Below are 15,683 nucleotides of genomic sequence, written 5' to 3' on the forward strand. Positions count from 1 at the left end.
TTCGCGCGCCGTGGGTGCGGGTCCCGGCGCAGACCCGGCTGTCGGGTCGCGCCGTCCGCGTGCGATCACGCCGGCCCGCGCGCACCCTCGGGCGCGCGCGTCGGTCATCGTCAGGTCATGGGACGACCAAGCCGGTCATGGGATGACCGAGATCCGGACAGGGGTGGGTTTGCGCTCCGAGGTCATCCTATGATTAAGGGGTGACGGACCACGCCAGCACTGTCGATGTCGTCCTCGTCGGCGGCGGGATCATGAGCGCGACGCTCGCCTCGATGATCTCCGTCCTCGAGCCCACCTGGTCGATCGAGATCCTGGAGCGCCGCGACGCGCTCGCCGAGGAGAGCTCGAACGCCTGGAACAACGCAGGTACGGGGCACGCCGCCCTGTGCGAGCTCAACTACACCCCTGAGCGGCCCGACGGCTCGATCGACATCGCGAAGGCCGTGACGATCAACGAGCAGTTCGAGCTCTCGCGCGAGCTGTGGCACTTCCTGCTCACGAGCGGCCGGCTGCCCGAGGGCTTCGCCTTCCTGTCCCCGACGCCGCACCTGACGTTCGTGCGCGGCGCCGAGAACGTCGACTACCTGCGCCGGCGCGCCGAGGCCCTCCGCGCGCACCACCTCTTCGCCGGCCTGGAGTTCACGGACGACCTCGAGGTCATCCGCTCGTGGGCCCCCCTGCTGGTCGAGGGGCGGGTCGGCGACGAGCCGGTCGCCGCGACCCGGGCCCCCGAGGGCACCGACGTCGACTTCGGGGCGCTCACGCGCGGCCTGGTCGACGGCGCCGTGCAGCGCGGCGCGACCGTCCGCCTCGAGCACGAGGTCCGCCGTCTCCGGCAGCGCCGCGACGGGACCTGGCGCCTCACGGTCGCCGACCGTCGCTGGAACGCGAGCCCGCGCCGCCGCACGATCGACGCGCGCTTCGTCTTCATCGGCGCGGGCGGCGGCGCGCTGCACCTGCTGCAGAAGTCGGGCATCAAGGAGGCCAAGGGCTACGGCGGCTTCCCGATCAGCGGGCAGTTCCTGCGCACCACGAACCCGGACCTCGTCGCGCAGCACCAGGCCAAGGTCTACGGCAAGGCCGACGTCGGCTCGCCGCCGATGTCGGTGCCGCACCTCGACACGCGCGTGGTCGACGGCCAGACCGCCCTGCTCTTCGGCCCCTACGCCGGGTGGAGCATGAAGTTCCTCAAGGCCGGCTCGCCCCTCGACCTGATCCGCTCGATCCGGCCCGGCAACCTGGTCCCGATGCTCGCGGTCGGGCTGAAGAACGTGGACCTGGTCAAGTACCTGGTCAGCGAGGTCACCGCGACCGAGACGCGTCGGCTGCGCACGCTGCGCGCGTTCATGCCGACGGCCCACCCGCGCGACTGGGAGCTCATCACCGCGGGCCAGCGCGTCCAGGTCATCAAGAAGCACCCGACCCAGGGCGGCGTGCTCGAGTTCGGCACGGAGCTCGTGACCGCGCAGGACGGCACCATCGCCGGCCTGCTCGGCGCCTCCCCGGGCGCGTCGACCGCGGTCTCGACGATGGTCGACCTGCTCGAGCGCTGCTTCCCGTCGCAGGTCGACGCGTGGCGCCCGCAGCTGCGCGAGATGATGCCGAGCCTCGGCGGGAGCGACTGGGACGACTCGTTCGAGCGCGAGGGCATGTCGGACGACGCCCAGGTCGGCGCCTGAGCGGTACCCGCACCCACGCACGACGACGCCCGCTCCCCCGGTCACGGCCGGAGGGGCGGGCGTCGTCGTGCGACGGGCGGGGCAGCCGGTGCGCCGCCGGCCCGAGGAGCGTCCCCGGGCCGGCGGCCGCGGCGTCACCGTCCGGCGAGCAGGTCCTCGAACGACGTCGGGCTCGCGAACGGGTCGTGCACGTCGCGCGGCGTGCGGGCGGCGACGAGGTCGGCGAGCTCGCGGCCCGCACGGTCGACCCGGACCACGAGCGGGGCGACGTCGTCGGACCCGGCCGCCCCCTCGACCGCGCCGAAGTCGTCGGTCGCGGCGAACACGCCGGTCGGGACGACCACGGAACGCAGGTACGAGAACAGCGGCCGGAGCTCGTGCTCGAGCGCGAGCGAGTGCCGCGCGGTGCCCGCGGTCGCGCCGAGCAGCACCGGGGTCCCCGCGAGCGCGCCCTGCTCCAGGACGTCCACGAAGTTCTTGAACATCCCGTTGTACGAGCCGCTGAAGATCGGCGTGACCGCGACGACTCCGTCCGCGCGCGTCACGGTCTCGATGGCCTCACGCAGCGGACCGCTCGAGAAGCCGGTGAGCAGCGCGTCGGTCAGCGGGTGCGCGAGCTCGCGGAGCTCGATCACGTGCACGTCCACCTCGACGCCCTTCTGACCGAGCGCGTTGACGGTGGCCTCGGTCAGGCGGTCGGCGAGCAGGCGCGTCGAGGACGGCTGGCGCAGGCCCGCGGAGACGACCACGAGGGTGCGGCGCGTCATCGGGTCACCGTCGCGACCTCGGGCGAGGCGCCCGTGACGTCGTCGGCGGCGGCGTACACCGTCGCGTCGTGCGCGCCGCCGGCCTTCGCGACGAGCGAGGCGTGCGTCGGGGCCTCGGGCACGTGCGCCGGGCGGCCGACCGCGAGCTCCTTGCGGAGCACCGGGACGACCTCGCCGCCGAGCAGGTCGAGCTGCTCGAGGACGGTCTTGAGCGGCAGGCCCGCGTGGTCCATGAGGAACAGCTGGCGCTGGTAGTCGCCGACGTGCTCGCGCATCGTGGCGTACCGGTCGACGACCTCCTGCGGGCTGCCGACCGTGAGCGGGGTCTGCGCGGTGAAGTCCTCCATCGAGGGCCCGTGGCCGTAGACCGGGGCGTTGTCGAAGTACGGGCGGAACTCGCGCTTGGCGTCCTGGCTGTTCGCCCGCATGAACACCTGGCCGCCGAGCCCGACGATCGCCTGGTCGGCGCTGCCGTGCCCGTAGTGCTCGAACCGGCGGCGGTAGAGGGCGACCATCTGCTGGGTGTGCTCGATGGGCCAGAAGATGTTGTTGTGGAAGAACCCGTCGCCGTAGTAGGCGGCCTGCTCGGCGATCTCGGGGCTGCGGATCGAGCCGTGCCAGACGAACGGCGGGACGCCGTCGAGCGGGCGGGGCGTCGAGGTGAACGACTGCAGCGGGGTGCGGAACTTGCCCTCCCAGCTGACGACGTCCTCGCGCCACAGCCGGTGCAGCAGCGCGTAGTTCTCGATCGCGAGGCTGATGCCGTTGCGGATGTCCTGGCCGAACCACGGGTAGACGGGCCCAGTGTTGCCGCGGCCCATCATGAGGTCGACGCGGCCGTCCGCGAGGTGCTGGAGCATCGCGTAGTCCTCGGCGATCTTCACCGGGTCGTTCGTGGTGATGAGCGTCGTCGAGGTCGACAGGAGGAGCCGCTCGGTCTTCGCGGCGATGTAGCCGAGCATCGTGGTGGGCGACGAGGGCACGAACGGCGGGTTGTGGTGCTCGCCGGTCGCGAAGACGTCGAGCCCGACCTCCTCGGCGTGCCGCGCGATGGTCACCATCGCCTGGATGCGCTCGGCCTCGGTCGGCGTGCGACCGGTCGTGGGGTCGGTCGTGACGTCGCCGACGGTGAAGATCCCGAACTGCATGGCGTGCTCCCTCTGGTCGTCTTGTTTAACATTCAACCATCTGGTCGCCTCAACGACAACCTCTCCGCACCTATTCCGCTCGTCTAGCGTGGCCGGGTGACCTCCGACGACGCCGCTACGCCCCCGCCCGCCACCGACGCCGCGACCGGCACCCCGACCGGCACCCCGACCGCCCGCGAGGTCGCCGACCGGTGGGTCGAGACCCTCGTCGACCTCGACCCGCGCTGGGGAGCCGCGCTCGGGGTCCGCCCCGGCGACCACCGCATGCCGGACCTGTCGCCCGACGGGCTCGCCGCCGAGGCCCGGGCCGCGCGCGCCGCGCTCGCCGAGCTCGACGGCGCCCGCGTCCTCGACGACGACGACCGCCGCTGCGCGACGCTGCTGCGCGAGCGCCTCGACGCGCAGCTCGCCGTCCACGAGACCGGAGCGGACCTCACCTCGCTGCGGCCCATCGGCTCACCCGTGCAGATGCTCCAAGGGATCTTCCTGCTCATGCCGACGGCGACGGACGACGACTGGGACGTCGTCGCCCGCCGCCTCTCCGCCCTCCCCGGGTCCGCGGCCTCCTACCGGCGCACCCTCGAGGCCGGGCTCGCCGCCGGCCGCACGAGCGCACCCCGCCAGGCCGCCGCCGTCGTCGAGATGCTCGACGCCTGGCTCCCGGGCCCGCACACCCCGGGCTGGTACGCCGGCTTCGTCGCGCCCGGACCCGACGCGCTGCGCGCCGAGCTCGACGCCGGGGCGCACGCCGCCACCGCAGCGGTCGCCGAGCTGCGCGACTGGATCGCCGGCACCTACCTGCCCGCGGCGCAAGGCACGCCCGACGGGGTCGGCCGCGACGCGTACCTCGTCGCCGCGCGGTCCAGCATCGGCGCGACGCTCGACCCCGACGAGGCGTACGCGTGGGGCTGGGAGGAGCTCGCGCGCATCGAGGCCGAGATGGTCCGCGAGGCCTACCGGGTGCTGCCCGGTGCGACGCCCGCGGAGGCGTTCGCGCACCTCGACGTGCACGGCGAGGCGGTCGAGGGCGTCGAGGAGGTGCGCGCGTGGCTCCAGACGATGATGGACACCGCGATCGTCGAGCTCGACGGGACCGCGGTGGACGTCGCCGAGCCGGTCCGCCGCGTCGAGGCCATGATCGCTCCCCCGGGCGCCGCGGCCGCGCCGTACTACACGCGCCCGTCGCTCGACTTCAGCCGTCCCGGCCGCACCTGGCTGCCGACCCTCGGGCGCACGCGGTTCCCCACCTGGGACCTCATCAGCACCTGGTACCACGAGGGCGTCCCGGGTCACCACCTCCAGCTCGGCCAGTGGGCGCACCGGGCCGCCGAGCTCTCGCGCTTCCAGGTGAGCGTCGGCTCGGTGTCCGCGACGACCGAGGGCTGGGCCCTGTACGCGGAACGGCTCATGGACGAGCTCGGGTACCTCACCGACCCCGGCGCCCGGCTCGGGTACCTCGACGGCCAGCGCATGCGCGCCGTGCGGGTGGTCATCGACATCGGCATGCACCTCGGGCTGCGCATCCCCGACGGGTCGGGCTTCCACCCCGGGGAGCGGTGGACCGCGGAGCTCGGCGAGGAGTTCTTCGCCGCGCGCAGCGGGTCGCCCGCAGCGTTCGTGCGCAGCGAGATCGTGCGCTACCTCGGCTGGCCCGGGCAGGCCATCAGCTACAAGCTCGGCGAGCGCGCCTGGCTCGCGGGGCGGGCGGCGGCGCGGGCGCGCGCGGAGGCGCACGGCGGGCGCTTCGACCTGCGCGCCTGGCACACCGCGGCGCTCTCGCTCGGCTCGCTCGGGCTCGACGACCTCGAGCGCGAGCTCGGCGCGATCGACGCGGTCGCCGCCGGCTGACGCGCGCCCGGCGGGCTCCCGGTGACGGTGCTCACGGGGAGCCGGCCGCACGCCCGCGCGGGAGTTTCGAAGGATGAGACGAACGGTCCATCTCTTGACACGAAACCCCGGAGGCGCCCACTCTCGTCCGCACCGGGACGGACCCCGGTACCGACGAGCCGCGAGAGGAGCCCACGATGAACCGACCCACGTCCCGGTCCCACTCGTCCCGGCTCCCCCTGGCCGTCTCCCTCCCCGCCGCCGGTGCTGCCGGCCGCGGGTGCTGTCGCTGTCGTTGACGCTCCGCCCCCGTCAACACCCCCGCACCGTCGTGCCCTCCGGCCTGCCCGGACGCGAGCCACGGGCGGGGCCGCGCACCCGAGAGGCACCCTCATGACCACGATCGTCGACCGTTCCCCCGCCACCGCTCCGACCCCGCCGCCCCCCACGACCCGCCCGCCCGGCTCGGCCCGGACGCTGCGCCTCACGGAGCTCGCCGCCCTCACGCGCTCGCTCGCGGAGCGCCCTGACCTGTGGCGCCCGCTCGTCCGCTTCGACCAGGGCTCCCGGTGGTGGACCCGGCTCGAGGGCCCTGCGGGGACGGACGTCTGGCTCCTGTCGTGGCTGACGAGCCAGGGCACCGAGCTGCACGACCACGGGCCCTCGGCGGCGGCGTTCACCGTCGTGCGCGGGGCGCTGACCGAGAACCGCCCCGGCGGCGGCGACACCCTCGCGTCCCGGACCTTCGCGGCCGGCCGCACGCAGACGGTCGTCCCGGGCGCGGTCCACGACGTCGTGAACGTCCACGCGGAGCCGGCCGTGAGCATCCACGCGTACTCGCCGCCGCTCCTCGCGATGACGTACTACACGCTGGGCGGGGGCGGCCTCACCCCGACGCGCACCGTGCTGACCGACCAGCCGGAGCAGGACGCATGAGCGCGCCGACGCTCGCCGCCCCGCACCGCGCAGCGCCCGACCCCCGGGCGCACGGGGTCGGCCCGGCCGACGGCAGCGCCCCCGCCGCCACAGGACCCATCCGACCCACCCGCACCATCGACGACGTCCTCGCCGCGGCGCGCGCCCGCCTGCGCCGGCTCTCCCCGGCCGAGGCCGCGGAGGCCCACGCGCGCGGGGCGGTGCTCGTCGACATCCGACCGGCCGCCCAGCGGGCCGCGGAGGGGACCGTGCCGGGAGCCCTGGTGATCGAGCGCAACGTGCTGGAGTGGCGTCTCGACCCGACCAGCGCGCACCGCGTGCCGATCGCGACCGACCACGACGTCCAGGTCGTCGTGCTGTGCTCCCAGGGCTACACCTCGAGCCTCGCGGCTGCGGCGCTCCTGGACCTGGGGCTGCACCGGGCGACCGACGTCGTCGGTGGCTTCGAGGCGTGGCACCGCGCCGGGCTGCCCACCGAGGGGACGGGCGCGGCCTGACGGCCCGCACCTCCGCGCCGGGTCGACGGCCGAGCTCGCGGGCCGGTCCGGCTGCCACGCGCGGCCGCCGGACCGACGCCACGCCACAGGCCCGCCCGTCGGCCGCTCCTCGGCCACGCCCGGGCCTGTTCGCCTGCCACGCCCCCATCCGTTCCCCAACCACCCCAGGCCCGTTCGACGCTCCACCCCCGAGGCCCCGTCGTCGGCCCCGGGGCTACCCGCTCGTCAGGGACGGGAGCGTACGGGCGGCAGCAGCGAGCGCGTCGAGCGTCGCGGCGACCGCGGGGACCCGCAGCAGGTCGGGCGTCGTCACCGCGTGCACCGTGCGCTCGGCGGTCCCGGCCGCGGCGCGCACCACCACGCCGGGTGTGCGCAGCGCGGTCGGCAGGACGAGCCCGGGCAGCAGCGCGACGCCGAGCCCGGCCGCGACGAGGCCGAGCACCGCGACGTAGTCGTCGGTCGCGTAGGCGATGCGTGGCGTGAACCCGCGAGAGCTGCCGGCGGCGAGCAGGTGGCCGCGGCAGCGCGGGCAGCCCGCGATCCACACGTCGTCCGCGAGGTCGGCGAGGTCGAGCTCGCCACCGGACAGCGCGGGGTGCCCCTCGGGCAGCGCGACGACCGTGCCGTCGTCGACCAGGTGACGGGTGACGAGCCCGTCGAGGTCCCCGCCCGGCGTCGGGACGCCGGGGTAGGCGAAGGCCAGCGCGACGTCGCAGGCCGCGGTCCGCAGCGCCTCGAGCGCCTGCGGCGGCTCGGCCTCGTCGAGGGTCACCACGAGGCCCGGGTGCCGCTCGCGCAGGTCGGCGAGCGCACGCGGCACGATCGTCGCGGTCGCCGAGGGGAACGCCACGAGCCGGACCCGCCCGGAGCGCAGCGTCGTGAGCGACTGCACCTCGGCGGCGGCCGCCCCGACGGCGGCGGTGACGGTCGCCCCGTGGTGCGCGAGCACGCGGCCGGCCTCCGTGAGCCGGACCCCGCGACCGGCCCGCTCGAGCAGCGCCGTCCCGAGCCGGCGCTCGAGGCGCCGGACGTGCTGGCTGACCGCCGGCTGGCTCGACCCGATCGCGGCGGCCGCCGCGGTGAGGCTCCCGTGGTCGGCGATGGCACGCATGAGCCGCAGCGCCTGGACGTCGAGGGCCCGCACGTCGAGCACGGGAGCGGCCGGAGGTGCCGGGGCGCGGCCGGCCGGCGACCCGGTCACGGGTGTCCGCGCAGGACCGGACGGCGACCCGGTCGCGGGTGTCCGCTGAGGAGCCGTCGGGGAGGCACGGGCGGACGTGCCGGCACGCTCGTCCGGCGGCGAGGCCACGGCGGCCGGGACCGGCGCTGCGCCGGTCGAGGACCTGGATGTGGGTACGGGCCCTGACGCGGGCCCGAGGGCCTCCCCGCGCCCGACCGGCCGGCCCGCACGCACGCCGTGGCGGTGCTCGCTCATGGTCACCACGGTACCGACCCATCACTTCCCGTGATGGCGCACCCCGCGAACCCGTCGTTGTGTGATGTGCGGCGCGCGGACGACGATCGGATCATGCCGCTCACCACGACGCCTCTGGCCGACCTGCGCGCCGCCTTCACCCCGGTCGCCGGCTACCTCGACGCCGCGACGCTCGGACTGCCGCCCCGCACCTCCGCGGACGCGCTCCGCGAGGCGCTCGACGCCTGGCAGTCCGGACGCGCCGACGCCGCCGCCTACGACGCGGCGGTGCACCGGTCCCGCACGGCCTACGCCCGGCTCGTCGGCGTGCCGGTCGAGCACGTCGCGGTGGGCTCGCAGTCGTCCTCGCTCGTCGGGGTCGTCGCCGCGGGACTGCCCGGCGGCGCCGAGGTCGTGGTCGTCGACGGGGACTTCACCTCGGTCGTCTTCCCGTTCCTCGCGCACGCCGACCGCGGTGTCCGGGTCCGGCACGTGCCGCTCGACCGTCTCGCCGAGGAGGTGCGCCCGGGCACGGACCTCGTCGCGTTCTCGCTCGTGCAGTCGCGCGACGGCCGGGTCGCCGACGCGGACGCGGTGTGCGCCGCGGCGGCCGCGGTCGGGGCCCGCACGCTGTGCGACACCACGCAGGCCGCAGGTTGGTTCCCCGTCGACGCCGCGCGCTTCGACGTGACCGTGTGCTCCGCCTACAAGTGGCTGTGCGGCCCGCGCGGCACCGCGTTCCTGACCGTGCGGCCCGAGATCGCCGCCACGCTGCGCCCGCTGCACGCCGGCTGGTACGCGGGAGCCGACGTGTGGTCCTCGGTGTACGGCCCCGGCATGACGCTGGCCTCCGACGCCCGGCGGTTCGACGTCTCGCCCGCCTGGCTGTGCTGGGTGGGCCTGGCCCCGGCGCTCGAGCTGCTCGCCGGCGTCGACCCCCGCGAGGTCCGCGCGCACGACGCCGGCCTCGCCGACGCCCTGCGCGCACGGCTCGGCCTCGGACCCACCGGGAGCGCGATCGTCGCGCTGCCCGACGCCACCGGGGCCCTGCGCAACCGTCTTGCGGAGCACGGGGTGCGCGCGGCCGGGCGCGGCGGCGGTGTGCGCCTGGCCTTCCACGTGTGGTGCACCGAGGCCGACGTCGAGCGGGCCGCCGACGCGGTCACCGCCGCCCGCGCGGTCTGAGCGCCGGCCGGCCTGAGCGCCCGCGCGGGCGGCGACCGCTCGCGGGTCCACTGCCGCGACGCCCGCCCGGCCGACGGGACCGCACCCGCCGGGGCCGGGACCACCTCCGGACCGGACCCGGCACCACGCACGCCCGCGAGCCGTGAGCCGTCAGCCGTCAGCGGCACGCACCTTCGACGCGTAGTGCTCGCGCACCGTGCGCTCGGCCTCCTTCCCGAACATGCAGTAGTCGTCGTCGCGCGCGGCGTCCGCCTCGTCGTACAGGTGCGCCGGCCAGTCCCACAGCATGAAGCCCTGGACCCAGTCGCACGGCCCGGTCGCGGCGAACGCCGCCTCGTACCAGACGCGCTGCGCGGACTCGCTCGGCTCGCCGGGGAGCGCCCAGTCGTTGGGCAGCGCCGGGGACCCCGTGCGGCTCGGGCAGCCGGCCTCCATGAAGAAGAACGGCTTGCCGTGCGCGCGCACCACGGGCTCGATGCGCCGCAGCTGGTTCTCCCAGTCGTCCACCGGGTAGTAGCCGCTCGACGAGATCACGTCGACGGCATCCCACCACGTGACGCGGTCCTCCTGGTACTTGTCGCAGTTGTACGTGACGAGCCCCGAGTACACGGCGCGCACCTGCCGGACGAGCTCGCGCCACTCGCCCTCGCGCCGGTCCGTCTGCACCATCTCGCAGCCGATGCAGAGCATCTCCGCGCCCTCCTCCTCGGCGATGCGCGCGTGGTGCACGAGGAACTCGGTATAGCTCGCGAACCACTCGCTCCACTTCGGCTCGCACGGCACGTCGTGGTCGAAGAAGTTGATGTGCGCGCGCCACGTGCCGTCGGCGCAGTTCACGACCGGCTTCAGCACGACGGCGAGGCCGCGCTCGTGCGCCGCGCGGATCGCCGCGCGCACCTCCTCGTCGCTCACGGTCGGCTCGTCGCGGAAGCGGATCTCGGTGGACTGCGGGGTGTCCTGCAGCGTGAAGAACGTGATCGCCGTCCACGTCACGCCGAGCCGCTCGACCATCAGGGACATCGAGCGCTCCGCCTCGGGCCCGGTCCACTCCCCGCGCCGGGAGCCCCAGCCCCACGTCATCCCCGCGATCCAGCCGTCGAGCTGCGTCATCCGTGCACTCCCCGTCGAGTCGTCGCCGCCGCGCCGACGTCGCGGACCCCCGCTCCCTCGCGCGCGAGGACCACGGTACGTCGAATCGATTCGCCGGGCCCCGGCACGGGTGCATCACGCGCGCCGCCGTCGACTCCTCCTCTCCGGGGACCTTCGAAGAGGCCCGGCGTGGCGCCGCGGTCGTGTCGGAGGTCGGGGAGACGCTGGGAGCTCACGAGGAGGGGTGGGAGATGGCCGGAGCCGACGACGACCTCGGGGCCGGCGACCTCGGTGCCGACGAGGTCGCGGACGAGGTCCGCGCCGCATATGCGGGCGCCACGTGGTTCGAGCTCGCCCGTGCGACGTCCGAGGCGCACCACGCGGCCGAGCGCCACGGTGCCCGCGAGCCGGGAGCGGACGCGCGTCGCGCCCGCTACGCCGCGCTGCGCGCGCTGCTCGACGAGGCGACGGACAACGTGAGCACGCACTGCCTGCACGCGAGGCTCTGAGCAGCGCACTGCTTGCACGGGAGGCGAGCCGCGCACGTCCTGCACGCAAGGTGAGCCCCACGCGTCCTGCACGCGATGCTCCGAGCCGGGCGCGTCCTGCACGCGCGCGGCACGGAGCCCAGCGCACGTCCCGCAGAACGCCAGGGCCCCCTGGGCCCGCACGGGCGCTCCCCCGGTGCGAGGGCGGCGCGCGCCCGCGCCGCCCTCAGCGCACGGCGCCCACCGGCGCCGCGACCGCCCGCTCGTGCGGGTGCGCGGCATCCCGGCCCTGGAACGCGAGGACCGCCGGGTTCAGGACGCGGCCGTCGCGCACCTCGATCGCACGCCGCAGGGTCTCGTCGCCCGCCCAGGCGTCCGGCCCGCCCATGACCCCCGCGAGGAACGGCAGCACCGCCTCGCTGATCTCCCACGACGCCGAGCTCCACAGGTAGGACGGGCTGTGGTCGACGGCGTAGTAGGTCACGTGGTCGCCGACCTCGACGACCGGGTCGCGGAACGAGGTCGGCCGGGCCCACTCGAAGCCCATCCCCGCGTCGCACGAGACGTCGACCACGAGGCTGCCCCGCCGGAACGCCGCGAGGTCCTCGGTGCGCAGGTACACCACGGGGCGCTGCGGGTCCTGCAGCGTGCAGTTGACGACGACGTCGTGCCCGGTGAGGAACTCGGCGACGGCCACACGCGTCCCTCCGGCGTCCACGTGGCCGTCCGGCTCGAGGTGCACCATCCGTGTCTCGTGGATCGGCGCCCCGACGGCGGCGACGCCCCGGTGGGTGACGACCTCGACGTCGTGCACCCCGTGCGCGAGGAGGGCGGTCACGGCGCCGCGGGCCGTGGCCCCGAAGCCCAGGACAGCCGCGGAGAGCCGCCGCCCGTAGTCGCCGGTCAGCCCGACGAGCTGGAGCGCGTGCAGGACGGAGCAGTAGCCGGCGATCTCGTTGTTCTTGTGGAAGACGTGCAGGCCGAACCCGCCGTCGTCGGCCCAGTGGTTCATCGCCTCGAACGCGAGGAGCGTCAGCCCGTGGTCGATCGCGACCTGCGTGAGGGCGACGTCCTGGACGCAGTGCGGCCAGCCCCAGAGGACCTGGCCGGCGTGCATCGCCTCGAGGTCCTCGACCTGCGGCTTGGGCAGGAGCACGACGTCGGACCCGGAGATCACCTGCGCGCGGGGCGCGAGCCCGCCGACGAGCCCGGCGAGCTCCGCGTCGGGCACCCCGAGCCGCTCCCCGTAGCCCTCCTCGAGGGTGATCCTCGCCCGCAGCCCGGGGTCGATGCGCTCGAGGTGCGCGGGGTGGACCGCGAGCCGCCGCTCGTCCTCCTTGCGCGACGTCGAGACGATGCCCAGGCTCAGCAGACCCATCACGTGCCCCCTCGCAGGGATGACGACGACCCCGTTCCGCGAGCGTACGCCCGGGCCGCGCGAGTGAGGCGCTCGTCACACCCGGAGGGACGCCGACCGGGCGGCCGTGCCGGATTCACGCGGGGATCTCCCGTTCTTCGCGTGACCTACGTCATCCCTTCGGGTGATCGTGCAACCTGGACACGCGTTCACCCGTGACCTTGCCGTGACATATCGCGGACGCCGTGCCTAACATCGACGCGCCCCACCCTCCTGGGGCGGCCTGAGGTGGATCGCCGAGTCCTGCCACCACCCGCGGTCAGTTCGAGTCTCGCTGGCAGGAGCGGGGGACCCACTTGTGGGCATCCGTGCGGTGTCCTTGGGGTGAAGCCGGTCGAACGCGACCGGCCGGGCGTTCTCCAGCCCGAACCCGACAGCTCACCTCGTAGGCGTATGGAGAGGTTCTGCATGCCCTCGAGCACGTCTCACGGACGCCGCCGGTCACCCGGCCGGCCGACGACCCCCCTCAACGACCTCGCCACGGCCACCAGCGCCGGCATCGCCACGGCGGGTCGCCGCTCGGCGGTCGTCGCAGCCGGCTCCGGTCTCATGATCGGCATCGTGGCGGTCCCCGCCTCGGCCGAGGGCAGCAGCGCCAGCGGCGCCTCCCTCGCCGCGGTCGACAGCACCGTCCTCACGGCCTCGGCCCGCGCGATCCTCGAGACCTCCCCGGTCGTCGCTGCCGCGCCTGACGCGGTGTGGGGCTTCGACGCCCCGACGCTGACCGCCGTCACGCCGCCGCCCCCGCCGGAGCCCGAGCCCGTCGTCGAGACGCGCGCCGCGACGACGTCCCGGAGCCAGGCCCGCGCCGCGGCCGCCCCGACCGCCGCCGTGGCCGAGGAGGAGGCCCCCGCGGTCTCCGTCCCCGCCTCGGCCGTGGGCAACGCGATCGTCGAGGTCGCGTCGCGCTACGTCGGTGTGCCGTACGTCTCGGGCGGCACGACGCCCGACGGCTTCGACTGCTCCGGCTTCACCTCGTACGTGTTCGCGCAGGTCGGGATCGACCTGCCCCGCACGTCGGCCGAGCAGAAGGGCGCCGGCACCGTCGTCTCGCGTGCGGACGCCCAGGCCGGCGACCTGATCTGGTCCCCGGGCCACATCTCGATCTACGCGGGCGACGGCATGCAGATCGACGCCCCGCGCCCGGGCAAGACGATCCAGTTCCGCTCGATCTGGCAGTCCAGCCCGGTCTTCATCCGGGTCGGCTGAGCCCAGGCACCGCACTGCTCCGCACTGCACGAGAGCGCCCGCCCCTCCGGGGGTCGGGCGCTCTCGTCGTTCCCGGCGCGGCGCCTCAGCGCACGCGGTACGTCTCGACGAGCCGGTCCATGAGCGCGTCGAGGCGCGGGTCGACGACCTTGCGGGCCGGGTCGGCGTCGAACCAGTCGACGATCTCGCGGGCACCCCGCTCGAACGGCACGGTCGCGCGGTAGCCGGGCACGACGCTGCGCACCTTCGTGTTGTCGAAGACCATCGAGTGCGCCTTGTCGCCGAGGAGGCCGGCGCCCCACTCGGGGTCGTGGGACGCGATGACGTCGGAGGGCACGTGCACGATGCGGGCCTCGACCCCGGCCGCCGCGGCGAGCGCGTGCGTGATCTGGTCCCACGTGAGCACGTCGTCCGACGTCAGGTGGAACGCCTCCCCGAGCGTGCGCGGGTGGCCGAGCAGCGGCACGAACCCCTGGGCGAAGTCGGTGTGGTGCGTGAGGGTCCACAACGACGTCCCGTCCCCGTGCACCACGACCTCCTTGCCCTGGCGCATGCGCTCGAGGGCCGTCCAGCCGCCGTCGAGGGGGACGAGCGTGCGGTCGTACGTGTGCGAGGGCCGCACGATCGTCGCGGGGAAGCCGTCCTCGCGGTACGCGCGCACGAGCAGGTCCTCGCACGCGATCTTGTCGCGCGAGTACTGCCAGTCCGGGTTGCGCAGCGGGGTCGACTCGGTCACGGGCAGCCGGGCGGGCGGCGTCTGGTACGCCGACGCGGAGCTGATGAACACGTACTGCCCGGTGCGCCCGGTGAACAGCTCGACGTCCGCGCGCACGTGCTCCGGGGTGAAGGCGACCCAGTCGACGACGGCGTCGAACTCCCGGTCGCCGAGCGCCTCGCGGACCGACGCCGGGTCGCGGACGTCGGCGCGGAGGGTCCGGACGCCGTCGGGCAGCGGACGCGTCGCGCTCTCGCCGCGGTTGAGCACCGTGAGGTCGAGGCCCCGCTCGACGGCGAGACGGGTGGAGGCGGAGCTGATGACGCCGCTGCCGCCGAGGAAGAGGACCGAGAGAGGGCTCATCCCCGCACGCTAGCCCGTGCTCCCGGGAGAGTGACGGAGATCACGGCGGCATAACGATGTGCGCCGTTCCACCACCAAGTACCTAGTACCGACTGTTCGCCGTATCCGCGGCGCTGCTAGACAGTGGTCGCTCCGCTCCGGTGGGGCGGACCGGCAACGACGCCGGCCGCCCCGCCGGACGGCTGCGCTCCCCGTCCGCTCGCGGCCCACCCCGCGACCCACGCACAGCACGCAGCGCACCATCCCCACGCGCGGCCGCTCCCGCTCCACGAGCACGCGGTCGCACGGTCCCGCACGCCCTCGTGCGCCCCCGGGCGCACGCACCACACCGAGGTGGTCATGACACGTCCCCTGCTCGCCGGGCCCGTCCTCGCGGTCCTCGCCGCCGTCCTCGTGCTGCTCACCGGGGTGCTGGGCCCCGAGACGCAGGCCGTCGCGCTGCTCGGCACCGCGCTGGGCGGTGCCCTCGGGCTCGTGCCCGACCGCTCCCACGCACAGCGGGCCGGCGCCTTCGCCGCGGGCCTCGCGGCAGCGTGGGCCGGGTATCTGCTGCGCGCCGCCGTGCTGCCCGACGCCCCGAGCGGGCGCGCCGTGGCGGTGCTGCTCGTGGTGCTCACGTGCACGCTGCTCGCGGCCGGGACGCGCGGGGCGCTGCCGCTCTGGGCCACGCTGCTCGGCGCCGCCGCCCTCGCCGGCGCGTACGAGGCGGCGTACACCGCCGACCCGTCGGGCGTCCTCGCGACCTCGCCCGGAGCCGCGACCACCGTGCTCCTCGCCGCCGGGACGGGATTCGTGGCGACCGCGCTGCTCGACGCCCTGGGCGCCGGCCGGGAGCGCGTCGCGTCCGCACCGCCGGAGCCCGAGGCACCGGACGGGCCCGACGACGACGCGCCCGCAGCCCCGCACTGGTCCGCCCCGCGCCCCCTCCAGCACACCCAGGAGTCCTGAC

14 protein-coding genes and 1 riboswitch are annotated in these 15,683 nt (G+C 75.1%); of the genes, 8 read left to right on the plus strand and 6 right to left on the minus strand.

Going from position 1 to position 15,683, the window contains the following annotated elements; translation table 11 throughout:
- Window positions 1-200: 200 nt before the first annotated feature.
- Window positions 201-1,679, plus strand: a complete 1,479-nt coding sequence (gene mqo, locus ACWFNE_RS03990) for a malate dehydrogenase (quinone) (protein WP_452121173.1) — start codon at window positions 201-203, stop codon at window positions 1,677-1,679.
- Between the two features lie 134 nt (window positions 1,680-1,813).
- Here the strand turns inward: mqo and ACWFNE_RS03995 are convergent, their stop codons facing one another.
- Together ACWFNE_RS03995 and ACWFNE_RS04000 are read right to left on the minus strand one after the other, a co-directional pair.
- Window positions 1,814-2,446, minus strand: coding sequence for an FMN reductase (locus ACWFNE_RS03995; protein ID WP_452121174.1), 633 nt, complete (start codon window positions 2,444-2,446; stop codon window positions 1,814-1,816).
- Complete coding sequence (locus tag ACWFNE_RS04000; RefSeq protein WP_452121175.1) at window positions 2,443-3,594, minus strand: LLM class flavin-dependent oxidoreductase; 1,152 nt, start codon at window positions 3,592-3,594, stop codon at window positions 2,443-2,445. Before ACWFNE_RS04000 ends, ACWFNE_RS03995 begins: the two co-directional genes overlap by 4 nt.
- 96 nt (window positions 3,595-3,690) lie before the next feature.
- Between ACWFNE_RS04000 and ACWFNE_RS04005 the strand changes: the two genes are divergently transcribed.
- The 3 genes from ACWFNE_RS04005 to ACWFNE_RS04015 all read left to right on the plus strand — a co-directional run bounded on the left by ACWFNE_RS04005 (window position 3,691) and on the right by ACWFNE_RS04015 (window position 6,854).
- Window positions 3,691-5,442 (plus strand): DUF885 domain-containing protein, encoded by a 1,752-nt coding sequence (locus ACWFNE_RS04005; protein ID WP_452121176.1) that lies wholly within the window; start codon window positions 3,691-3,693, stop codon window positions 5,440-5,442.
- 372 nt (window positions 5,443-5,814) lie between these two features.
- Window positions 5,815-6,357 carry a cysteine dioxygenase gene (locus ACWFNE_RS04010; protein ID WP_452121177.1) on the plus strand — a complete coding sequence of 181 codons (543 nt, stop codon included), beginning with the start codon at window positions 5,815-5,817 and terminating at the stop codon, window positions 6,355-6,357.
- Complete coding sequence (locus tag ACWFNE_RS04015; RefSeq protein WP_452121178.1) at window positions 6,354-6,854, plus strand: rhodanese-like domain-containing protein; 501 nt, start codon at window positions 6,354-6,356, stop codon at window positions 6,852-6,854. Before ACWFNE_RS04010 ends, ACWFNE_RS04015 begins: the two co-directional genes overlap by 4 nt.
- Window positions 6,855-7,068: 214 nt before the next feature.
- On the opposite strand, the gene ACWFNE_RS04020 is transcribed toward ACWFNE_RS04015, so the two are convergent.
- A complete protein-coding gene (locus tag ACWFNE_RS04020) occupies window positions 7,069-8,055 on the minus strand; it encodes a LysR family transcriptional regulator (protein WP_452121179.1) in 987 nt (328 codons plus the stop codon).
- A gap of 327 nt (window positions 8,056-8,382) precedes the next feature.
- Here ACWFNE_RS04020 and ACWFNE_RS04025 point away from each other — a divergent pair, with 327 nt between their 5' ends.
- Window positions 8,383-9,453 (plus strand): aminotransferase class V-fold PLP-dependent enzyme, encoded by a 1,071-nt coding sequence (locus ACWFNE_RS04025; RefSeq protein ID WP_452121180.1) that lies wholly within the window; start codon window positions 8,383-8,385, stop codon window positions 9,451-9,453.
- A 150-nt stretch (window positions 9,454-9,603) separates the two neighbouring features.
- Here the strand turns inward: ACWFNE_RS04025 and ACWFNE_RS04030 are convergent, their stop codons facing one another.
- A complete protein-coding gene (locus ACWFNE_RS04030; RefSeq protein ID WP_452121181.1) occupies window positions 9,604-10,563 on the minus strand; it encodes a glycoside hydrolase family 113 in 960 nt (319 codons plus the stop codon).
- 230 nt (window positions 10,564-10,793) lie between these two features.
- Here ACWFNE_RS04030 and ACWFNE_RS04035 point away from each other — a divergent pair, with 230 nt between their 5' ends.
- On the plus strand, window positions 10,794-11,051 hold the full coding sequence (locus ACWFNE_RS04035) for a hypothetical protein (RefSeq protein ID WP_452121182.1): 258 nt from the start codon (window positions 10,794-10,796) through the stop codon (window positions 11,049-11,051).
- 205 nt (window positions 11,052-11,256) lie between these two features.
- Here ACWFNE_RS04035 and ACWFNE_RS04040 read toward each other — a convergent pair whose 3' ends face one another.
- Window positions 11,257-12,408 (minus strand): N(5)-(carboxyethyl)ornithine synthase, encoded by a 1,152-nt coding sequence (locus ACWFNE_RS04040; protein WP_452121183.1) that lies wholly within the window; start codon window positions 12,406-12,408, stop codon window positions 11,257-11,259.
- A 263-nt stretch (window positions 12,409-12,671) separates the two neighbouring features.
- Window positions 12,672-12,853: riboswitch (cyclic di-AMP (ydaO/yuaA leader) on the plus strand.
- A gap of 2 nt (window positions 12,854-12,855) precedes the next feature.
- On the opposite strand from ACWFNE_RS04040, the gene ACWFNE_RS04045 reads away from it, so the two are divergent.
- Entirely contained in the window at window positions 12,856-13,656 is an 801-nt protein-coding gene (locus tag ACWFNE_RS04045; RefSeq protein WP_452121184.1) for a C40 family peptidase, read from the plus strand.
- An 85-nt stretch (window positions 13,657-13,741) separates the two neighbouring features.
- Here the strand turns inward: ACWFNE_RS04045 and ACWFNE_RS04050 are convergent, their stop codons facing one another.
- A complete protein-coding gene (locus ACWFNE_RS04050) occupies window positions 13,742-14,734 on the minus strand; it encodes an NAD-dependent epimerase/dehydratase family protein (protein WP_452121185.1) in 993 nt (330 codons plus the stop codon).
- A 339-nt stretch (window positions 14,735-15,073) separates the two neighbouring features.
- On the opposite strand from ACWFNE_RS04050, the gene ACWFNE_RS04055 reads away from it, so the two are divergent.
- Window positions 15,074-15,682, plus strand: coding sequence for a hypothetical protein (locus ACWFNE_RS04055; protein ID WP_452121186.1), 609 nt, complete (start codon window positions 15,074-15,076; stop codon window positions 15,680-15,682).
- Window position 15,683: the final 1 nt, after the last annotated feature.

The sequence above is a fragment of the Cellulomonas sp. NPDC055163 genome (assembly GCF_053607065.1).

Coding starts and splice junctions, on each gene's coding strand:
- ACWFNE_RS03995 (WP_452121174.1), bottom strand. CDS start 2,446: ATGACGCGCCGCACCCTCGTGGTCGTCTCCGCGGGCCTGCGCCAGCCG.
- ACWFNE_RS04045 (WP_452121184.1), top strand. CDS start 12,856: ATGCCCTCGAGCACGTCTCACGGACGCCGCCGGTCACCCGGCCGGCCG.
- ACWFNE_RS04015 (WP_452121178.1), top strand. CDS start 6,354: ATGAGCGCGCCGACGCTCGCCGCCCCGCACCGCGCAGCGCCCGACCCC.
- ACWFNE_RS04010 (WP_452121177.1), top strand. CDS start 5,815: ATGACCACGATCGTCGACCGTTCCCCCGCCACCGCTCCGACCCCGCCG.
- ACWFNE_RS04000 (WP_452121175.1), bottom strand. CDS start 3,594: ATGCAGTTCGGGATCTTCACCGTCGGCGACGTCACGACCGACCCCACG.
- ACWFNE_RS04030 (WP_452121181.1), bottom strand. CDS start 10,563: ATGACGCAGCTCGACGGCTGGATCGCGGGGATGACGTGGGGCTGGGGC.
- ACWFNE_RS04025 (WP_452121180.1), top strand. CDS start 8,383: ATGCCGCTCACCACGACGCCTCTGGCCGACCTGCGCGCCGCCTTCACC.
- ACWFNE_RS04055 (WP_452121186.1), top strand. CDS start 15,074: ATGACACGTCCCCTGCTCGCCGGGCCCGTCCTCGCGGTCCTCGCCGCC.
- ACWFNE_RS04050 (WP_452121185.1), bottom strand. CDS start 14,734: ATGAGCCCTCTCTCGGTCCTCTTCCTCGGCGGCAGCGGCGTCATCAGC.
- ACWFNE_RS04035 (WP_452121182.1), top strand. CDS start 10,794: ATGGCCGGAGCCGACGACGACCTCGGGGCCGGCGACCTCGGTGCCGAC.
- ACWFNE_RS04040 (WP_452121183.1), bottom strand. CDS start 12,408: ATGGGTCTGCTGAGCCTGGGCATCGTCTCGACGTCGCGCAAGGAGGAC.